Source organism: Neobacillus drentensis (assembly GCF_036962765.1).
GTDB classification, from domain to species: domain Bacteria; phylum Bacillota; class Bacilli; order Bacillales; family Cytobacillaceae; genus Neobacillus; species Neobacillus drentensis_C.
In genome coordinates this window covers 11324-19654 of sequence record NZ_JBALOS010000242.1, presented here as the reverse complement: position 1 = coordinate 19654, position 8331 = coordinate 11324, and the positions used below count along the sequence as shown (strand labels likewise).

The following is an 8331-nucleotide window of genomic DNA, read 5'->3' as shown; positions in this document are numbered from 1 at the left end:
CAATTAATACCGGTCACGGTGAACCATTTTTTGTAAAAAAAACAGAAGATTGACACTAATCTAAATGATATATAAAATATTTTTATATATTAGAATATTAAGATTGGGGCTATGACATGATTAAAACTGAGATGAACAACGTTGTAACTCTATGTCAGCTTCACACAGACCTATCGGAACAAGACATACAAAAGATCCAAAATGTGGTTCAAAACCTGCCATTAATTGCCGATTTAAATCAAGCAAATGTGTTTGTTGATTGTCAAACAAGAGAAAAAAAGCATGCTATTGTGGTGGCAGAAGCAGCACCAGGAACGGCTAATTCTGTCTATAAAAATCCGGTGGTCGGAAAGTTTGCCTATGAAACGTTTGAGCCTGCTGTTTTTTATGCGTTTCGGACGGGTAAGCCGCTTTTTCTCAATCATGCCTTAACCCAGGAAGGGAAAAAAGTCGAACAAAGCGTTGTTCCGATTGTTGGAATCCATAACCGGGTGATTGGTACGTTGATCATGGAGAAAGACAACAGTGACAAGCTCCAAAATCAAAATAAACTGAAAGCGTTAACAGAGGCGAATGAGACGCTTAGCGAACTCTTACTGGGAATGGCTGAAAATCGCCCTTATATCCCAGAAGTGATTGATGAAGCTCTATTCATCATTGACGAGGATTTACGAATTCAATATTCAAATCCTGCTGCGATGAATCTTGTTTTAGAAATGTGTTCGGAGGAATGTAAAAGCGGCAAACTTTTTACTTCCTATTTTCCTAACCTTGCAGAAATGTGCAGGCTGCCGGATGAACTTGTGATCCAAGAAATCATCATTCAAAATAAAGTCTTTCAAATGAAAAAAATTGCTCTTGTGCAGCATGAGAAAAATAGCGGATCATTTATCATTTTTCGTGACTTAACAGAGCTGCGCGAAAAAGAGAGGGAGCTTACCGTAAAGACCGTGGCCATCCGGGAAATCCATCATCGCGTAAAAAATAACTTGCAAACGGTAGCGAGTCTTCTTCGGCTGCAGATGCGAAGAGGGGTCCCCGAAGAAAGCAAGTTTCATTTTATCAAGAGCCTTAACCGAATTGTAAGTATTGCCTCTGTCTATGAAATCATCTTATCCAATTCTGAAAATCAGGATGATGTAGAACTTGTCAGTTTAATAGAAAAAATCGGGAATATGCTGGTCTTTAGTGAAGATCATGAAGGAAAATTAATTTCGATCGACTATTCGGGCCCAAAGATCTTTATTCAATCGAATCTAGCTGTTTCCGTTGCTCTTGTTATCAATGAATTAATTCAAAATTGTGTGAAGCATGCATTTGCAGAGATGACTGAGGGCCAAATTGATGTAGTCATCCAGGAAGAGGCTTCTGCAGTAAGAGTCCTCGTAAAAGATAATGGAATTGGCTATACTCCTTCCATGAAGCCGTCATTAGGGCTTGATATTGTTAAAATGATGATTGAACACGATTTAACGGGCCATTTTTCCATTGAAGGAACTAGTGAAGGAACGGAAGTAACCGTCGAATTTCCCTTTGCGAGGGAGGATTAAGGAATGAAAAAGCGAATTATCGTAGTTGAAGATGAGTCCATCGTCCGATTGGATGTTTCCCTCATGTTAAAAGATGCTGGCTATGATGTTGTGGCGGAAGCAGCTGATGGCGAGAAAGCAATTGAATTGGCCTACAGCCTTAAGCCTGACTTAATGATCATGGATATTAAAATGCCGAAGCTGAACGGATTAAAGGCCAGTGAGATTATTTCCAACAAATTCAATATCCCGATTTTGCTGTTAACTGCCTATAGTCAAAAGGAATATATAGAAAAAGCGAAGAAGGCAAATATTTTAGGGTATCTTGTAAAGCCGATTTCGGAGGCAAATTTGATTCCGGCGGTTGAAATTGCTTTGAAGCAGGCAGAAAATGCTATTCTTTACAAAGAAAAAGTAGAAGAAATGAATCGGGAACTGAAAAACCGAAAGCTCGTGGAAAAAGCAAAAGGAATTTTAATGAAACAATTGAATTTACCGGAGGAAACAGCTTACAATAAGATTAGAGACCTTAGCATGAAAAAACAAATGCCATTGGAAAAAGTGGCAAAGTACATTATTTTGAAGTACCCAAGTTAGTTTACAAGTGAATAGTTGAAGCAAAGGTGCTTAGTAGGTTTTATTTTTTATNNCGTGAACGAAGAGAAAAAGCGGTTTATACAGGAGTTTGTCCCAGGGAAACAGGTAACTTTAAGTCATATTATTGCCAATCCGGACCCGGATATGTTTGAAAAACTGGGGATACAGGAGGCTGGGGCATTAGGGATTTTAACGCTGACCCCAAGTGAGACGGTGATTATTGCCGGAGATTTAGCCACCAAATCGGCTAATGTCAAGTTAGGATTTTTGGATCGCTTTACCGGAAGTCTTGTGATTGTCGGCAATGTTTCAGAGGTGGAAATGGCGATGCAGGAAATCAACCGTTTTTTGCAAGCTACGCTGAAATATACCCCGGCGGAGATCACGAAGTCATAGAATCATAAAATCGATTTTCAAGAAAGGAGGAAATCTGATGATGAAAAAGAACCGAGCCATGCTGATCGGTTCCATTGGGGCCGGAAAATCGACGTTAACGAATGCATTGCTTGGCCGGGAAGTGCCTGCTGTCAAAACGCAGTCGCTGAATTACTATGATTGGATTGTTGATACCCCAGGAGAATATTGTGAAAACCCGTTCTACTATAAAAATATCATGGCAACGGCATTAGAAGTGACCCATGTCCTGTATTTACAGGATGCGACCAAGAAGAAAATGATTTTCCCGCCAGGATTCAGCAGCGGAATCAATAAAATCCCCATAGGGGTCGTCACAAAAAGTGATTCAGACCAGGCTGACGTTGAACTAGCCATTTCTTTGTTAAAAAAGGTAATCGTAACCAAAGGTCCGATCGTCATTACCTCTTCCCTAAAAAATGAAGGAATAGAGGAGATCCGGAATCTGGTAAACTTCCGTTCGACACAGGAAATGAAGAAGTATTTTGAAGGAAATCCATCCCCATTTGTTATTTTTTAAATGAAAGCCTTTACAATATCCAGAAAATAATTTATATTATGAATAACAAATGAATTTAATGGCAATGGCGCCTCTTTTAAACTATCTAATTTGGGATAGTTTACAAGGGGCGCTTTTTGTTTTTTTGGGGGAGTTGAGATGAATTTCAAAAGCCCGCAAAAAGAAGAAATGATCAGTGCGGGGATCGATATAGGTACAAGTACAACCAAGCTGGTAATCAGCCGGTTCACGTTAATGAATATGGCTGGCGGGGCACATGTGCCGCGAATTGAAATCATTGACAAACAGGTCATCTATCGCAGCCCGATTTACCGGACACCGCTGCTTTCACCAACCACGATTGATATTGAAAAAATGGAAGACCTTGTCAGAAAGGAATATCAGAAAGCAGGTATTGAGCCGAAGGATATTCAAACGGGGGCAGTGATCATTACGGGTGAAACAGCAACAAAGTCAAATGCAGAAGTAATGCTGCATCAGCTGTCTGACCAGGCTGGTGAGTTTCTAGTTGCAACAGCTGGTCCTGACTTAGAAGGAATAATTGCCGCTAAGGGATCGGGCGCCTATGAATATTCGAAAGATACGGGAAAGGTTATCGCCAATATCGATATCGGCGGGGGTACCGCCAATGTGGCCGTTTATAAATCTGGCAGACTTTGTGGAACCTGTACGCTTCATGTAGGCGGCAGATTAATTGAATGTAACGATCATAAAATCCAGAGTATTTCTCCGCCAGTTAAGAATTTACTGAGACAATGGGATTCAAGAATGGTGGAGGGGCAAACCCAAAATCCATCATCGATAAAACAAGTAACCGATTATATGGCAGATGTCATTGCGCGGATGTTAAAAAAGGCACTTACAAACGAGGATCTAACGTTGCTGCTAGGGCATGAACCTAACTGGGTGGAAGATATTGAGGCGATTATGTTCTCAGGCGGGATAAGTGAATGCATGTATCAGCATGAGACCGGAACCGTACAGTCGGCCCAATACGATGATATCGGGTTGATGTTAGCCGCCTCCTTAAAGGAAAGCTCTAGTCTTGCTCAATGGACTTGGGTAAAGCCGCAGGAAACGGTTCGGGCCACAGTGCTGGGCGCCGGATTGCAAACGACTGAAATCAGCGGCGCAACCATTGAAGTTGATCATCGTAAATTGCCGATGAAAAACTTGCCGGTTTACCAGATTCGATTCGAGGGTGATTTTAAAACGGAAATAAACCAATTATCCAAGCGGATGGAGGAAGCACTCGATCTCTATGACCCGCAGCGTGACGGACAGAATTTTGCGGTTTATTTTTCAGAATTGCCTTACTTAAGATTCCGTGAAATCGATGAATTTGCTGAATCCATCCTCAAAGCAATGAAACAAAAACCGAATCAAACTCAAGAGTTGGTCCTTGTGCTTGACCGGGATTATGCAAAAGTTCTCGGGCAAACACTCAAGCGGAAGGCTCCGGTGCAATCCGTCATTTGTATTGATCAAATTAAAGTTGAAAATGGGGACTATTTGGATATAGGCCAAGTGCTCGAAACCGATGTTGTTCCTGTCATCATAAAAACATTAACATTCCAGAAATGACGAAAGGGGGCATTCTTATGAGATTAAAGTCCACCTATTTAGGTACTGTCTATCAGTTTTCCTCACTAAAGGATTTATTTGCGAAAGCAAATGAAGAAAAATCCGGCGACCGCTTAGCCGGGATCGCTGCTGAGACGGTTCAGGAAAGAATTGCAGCAAAACAAGTGTTGAGCTATTTAACACTACGAGATATTAGGGAAAATCCAATGCTACCTCCTGAAGAGGATGAGGTTTCAAGGATTATCGAGGGTCAGATCAACGGACCCATCTATCAATCGATTAAAAATTGGTCTGTTTCGGAGCTTCGCGAGTATATCCTGAACGATTCAACTACCGGTGAAGACTTGAAACGCCTCAGCCGAGGTCTGAATAGTGAAATGATTGCAGCGGTGGCAAAGATCATGTCCAACCTCGATTTAGTCCATGCCGCCAATAAAATAGAAGTTGTATCCAAATGCAATAGTACGATTGGTCAAAAAGGAGTGTTAGCCTCTAGGCTGCAGCCAAACCATCCGACGGATAATGTCGACGGGATGATGGCCTCCATGAAAGAAGGGCTTGCGTATGGGATTGGAGATGCAGTAATTGGTATAAACCCGGTAGATGACTCCGTTGAAAGTGTAAAACGGTTATTGCATGCGACACATGACTTTATTCAAAAATGGGAAATTCCAACGCAAAACTGTGTGCTTGCCCATGTGACAGCTCAAATGAAAGCGGTCCAGCAGGGGGCGCCGGCAGATATGATTTTCCAGAGTATTGCCGGAACCGAAGCGGCGAATCGTTCTTTCGGGATTACCGCTTCTCTCTTGGAGGAAGCCAATGAAATGGCGAAAATATACGGTACAGGAACGGGTCCACAACGTTTGTATTTTGAGACAGGCCAAGGCTCGGAATTATCCGCCGAAGCACATTATGATATCGACCAATTGACATTGGAATCCCGGAATTATGGCTTTGCCCGCTACTATGACCCGTATATTGTCAATACGGTAGTCGGCTTTATCGGACCAGAGTACTTGTACAACAACAAACAAGTGATTCGAGCCGGTCTTGAAGATCATTTTATGGGAAAAATGCATGGCATTCCAATGGGCGTTGATATTTGCTATACAAACCATATTAAAGCAGACCAGAACGACATTGAAGATCTTGGCGTGCTGCTTTCCGCGGCAGGGGTGAATTTTATTATCGCTGCGCCAATGGGGGATGATTGTATGCTCAATTACCAGAGCTTAAGTTATCACGATGTTGCGACATTAAGACAGACGCTGAATAAACGGCCGGCACCATCATTTGAATCATGGCTGGAGAAAATGGGGATTTTTGAAAACGGGAAATTAAGTAAATATGCAGGGGACCCGACGATTTTTTCGCGATAGGAGGTGTAAGGAGTGAATCCTGAGTTAGTGGAACAAATCACGAAAATGGTGGTTGAAAAATTGCAGATGAAGACCGCTGCTGGCGGTGCGGCGGTGGAAGAAGTGAAGAAAAAGACGAACGATGATACATCGGCAAAAGTGGAAGTGAAATTTTGGAACCACCGGACGAATCATGTTGAAACAGAGTGCAATCAAAGTCCGGGCTGCGTGGTGTCAGCCCTTGAAAAAGAAATACTTCTTGAACCAAAGCCGCCTGTAGGACTTGAAAATCCGATTAATAAGGAAGAGCTGGATCTTTTAATTAGCAAAACACCGGCAAGAATTGGCGTCGGCCGTGCGGGATTAAGGCCCAAAACGGACACTTGGCTGAAGTTTCGCTTTGACCATGCAGCAGCTGTCGATGCCGTTTATGGTGATGTCGATCCGAAAATTCTTGAAAGCTTATCCTTATTAAAAGTGAACACGAAGGTTTCCGACAAAGAGGTCTATGTCCGCCGTCCTGACTTCGGCCGAAAGCTCTCTGATGAGGCAAAACAATTAATTGATCAAAAATGTAAAAAGTCTCCGACGGTTCAAATTATTGTTTCTGACGGCTTAAGTTCGAAAGCGGTCGAGGAAAATTTAGAGGATGTCTATTTATCTCTTCATCAATCGCTTCAAAGCTTAGGGCTCGATGTCGGAACACCATTTTTTATCGAAAAAGGCCGGGTGGCGGCAATGGATGATGTTGGGGAGATCCTAAAACCGAAAGTGATTGTTTACTTGATTGGTGAACGTCCAGGACTCGTGAGTGCGGAATCGTTAAGTGCGTATCTCTGCTATGAACCACGCCACGGCACCATTGAGGCCGAACGGATGGTCATCTCCAATATTCATAAAGGCGGCATTCCACCGGTGGAAGCCGGCGCCTATATCGGAACGGTCGTGCAAAAAATATTAAAATATGAAGCCAGCGGTGTTTCGCTAGTACAAAAAGAGCAATAAGGGGAGGGTTAATAAATGGCATTAGAACGAATTCATGCAAATATCTTGGCTGTTCGGATTATTCCAAACGTTGACCCTGCCTTAGCAGCTCAGTTTCAGTTAAAACCCCATCAACGGAGTTTAGCGATTTTTACCTCAACGATTGACGATGTTGGCTATACAGCTCTTGATGAAGCAACGAAACGCGCAGATGTTGATGTTGTCTATGCAAAGTCCTTCTACGCAGGTTCCGCGCATGCATCAGGGCCATTGTCTGGTGAAATGATCGGCGTGTTGGCCGGTCCAAGTCCAGATGAAGTGAAAAGCGGGATAGATGCGGTGATTCAAACCGCAGAAAATGAAGCGTATTTTGAGGCAATCAATGAGGAAAAAAGCCATGCATTGTATGCCCATGTCGTGGCAAGAACCGGTTCTTATCTATCAGCTGAGGCAGGGATTAATCAAGGAGAAGCACTAGCCTATTTGATTGCCCCGCCGCTTGAGGCGGTGTATGGAATGGATGCGGCGTTAAAGGCTGCGGATGTAGAGCTGGTTAAGTTTTTTGGACCGCCTTCGGAAACAAACTTTGGAGGTGGGCTATTGACCGGGTCGCAATCGGCATGCCAGGCGGCAGCAGATGCTTTTCGTGCAGTGATTATCGAGATTGCGAGAAATCCACGACAGTATTAGATTCCTATTTAATTGGTGGATAATGCTGCATACATGTAATTTTAGAAAGGAGTGTCCCTGTTGCCATTTGATTTAGATCTACAATCCATTCAGGAAATGCGGGATGCAGTTCAGAAAGCAAAAGAAGCACAGCAAAAGTACTTGGCGTTTTCCCAAGAACAAGTCGACAAAATTGTGAAACGGGCTGCCGAAGCGGCTGCTGCCAAATCACTTGAATTAGCCCAGATGGCGGTTGAAGAAACCGGAATGGGTGTAGTCGAACATAAAAAAATGAAAAATGACGTCGGTTCACTTGCTGTCTATGAATCTATTAAAAACGAGAAGACAGTTGGAATCATTAATGAGGACCGTACAAAGAAAATAATCGAAGTCGCCTCACCTTTTGGGGTGATTGCCGGGATCATTCCAACGACAAATCCAACTTCGAGTGCGATTTTTAAAGCATTAATCGCACTAAAAACAAGAAATGGAATCGTATTTAGTCCGCACCCTCGGGCAGTGAAATGCTCAGTCGCCGCTTTAAAGATTTGTTTGGAGGCAGCCGTTGATGCGGGAGCGCCGGACGGAATTATTGGCTGGATCTCAAAACCAACAATGGCAGCAACCACTGAATTAATACACCATCGTGATATTAATTTGATTTTAGCAACTG

Annotated in this window: 9 protein-coding genes; all 9 read left to right on the top strand. The window is 42.9% G+C overall.

Annotated elements, in window-relative coordinates:
* The first annotated feature begins 116 nt into the window (after window positions 1–116).
* Window positions 117–1550, top strand: coding sequence for a sensor histidine kinase (locus V7137_RS24940; RefSeq protein ID WP_335700567.1), 1434 nt, complete (start codon window positions 117–119; stop codon window positions 1548–1550).
* A 3-nt stretch (window positions 1551–1553) separates the two neighbouring features.
* The gene (locus tag V7137_RS24935; RefSeq protein WP_335700566.1) at window positions 1554–2126 is read left to right on the top strand and encodes an ANTAR domain-containing response regulator; all 573 of its coding nucleotides are present in this window, start codon (window positions 1554–1556) and stop codon (window positions 2124–2126) included.
* Window positions 2127–2180: 54 nt separating this feature from the next.
* The gene (gene eutS, locus V7137_RS24930; protein ID WP_218346798.1) at window positions 2181–2522 is read left to right on the top strand and encodes an ethanolamine utilization microcompartment protein EutS; all 342 of its coding nucleotides are present in this window, start codon (window positions 2181–2183) and stop codon (window positions 2520–2522) included.
* A gap of 37 nt (window positions 2523–2559) precedes the next feature.
* Window positions 2560–3060 carry a EutP/PduV family microcompartment system protein gene (locus V7137_RS24925; RefSeq protein ID WP_335700565.1) on the top strand — a complete coding sequence of 167 codons (501 nt, stop codon included), beginning with the start codon at window positions 2560–2562 and terminating at the stop codon, window positions 3058–3060.
* 138 nt (window positions 3061–3198) lie between these two features.
* Window positions 3199–4644 (top strand): ethanolamine ammonia-lyase reactivating factor EutA, encoded by a 1446-nt coding sequence (locus V7137_RS24920; RefSeq protein ID WP_335700564.1) that lies wholly within the window; start codon window positions 3199–3201, stop codon window positions 4642–4644.
* Window positions 4645–4661: 17 nt separating this feature from the next.
* On the top strand, window positions 4662–6026 hold the full coding sequence (locus tag V7137_RS24915; RefSeq protein ID WP_335700563.1) for an ethanolamine ammonia-lyase subunit EutB: 1365 nt from the start codon (window positions 4662–4664) through the stop codon (window positions 6024–6026).
* A gap of 12 nt (window positions 6027–6038) precedes the next feature.
* Window positions 6039–7010: an ethanolamine ammonia-lyase subunit EutC gene (gene eutC, locus V7137_RS24910; protein WP_335700562.1), complete on the top strand. Its 972-nt coding sequence runs from the start codon at window positions 6039–6041 to the stop codon at window positions 7008–7010.
* A 15-nt stretch (window positions 7011–7025) separates the two neighbouring features.
* Complete coding sequence (eutL, locus tag V7137_RS24905; RefSeq protein ID WP_335694392.1) at window positions 7026–7679, top strand: ethanolamine utilization microcompartment protein EutL; 654 nt, start codon at window positions 7026–7028, stop codon at window positions 7677–7679.
* A 60-nt stretch (window positions 7680–7739) separates the two neighbouring features.
* Window positions 7740–8331, top strand: a 592-nt coding sequence (locus V7137_RS24900) for an aldehyde dehydrogenase family protein (protein ID WP_335700561.1), incomplete at its 3' end; no start/stop codon positions are given.

Excerpts from the sequence above, each read along its gene's own strand:
- V7137_RS24940 (WP_335700567.1), top strand. The coding sequence starts at position 117 with ATGATTAAAACTGAGATGAACAACGTTGTAACTCTATGTCAGCTTCAC.
- V7137_RS24935 (WP_335700566.1), top strand. The coding sequence starts at position 1,554 with ATGAAAAAGCGAATTATCGTAGTTGAAGATGAGTCCATCGTCCGATTG.
- V7137_RS24925 (WP_335700565.1), top strand. The coding sequence starts at position 2,560 with ATGATGAAAAAGAACCGAGCCATGCTGATCGGTTCCATTGGGGCCGGA.
- V7137_RS24920 (WP_335700564.1), top strand. The coding sequence starts at position 3,199 with ATGAATTTCAAAAGCCCGCAAAAAGAAGAAATGATCAGTGCGGGGATC.
- V7137_RS24915 (WP_335700563.1), top strand. The coding sequence starts at position 4,662 with ATGAGATTAAAGTCCACCTATTTAGGTACTGTCTATCAGTTTTCCTCA.
- eutL (WP_335694392.1), top strand. The coding sequence starts at position 7,026 with ATGGCATTAGAACGAATTCATGCAAATATCTTGGCTGTTCGGATTATT.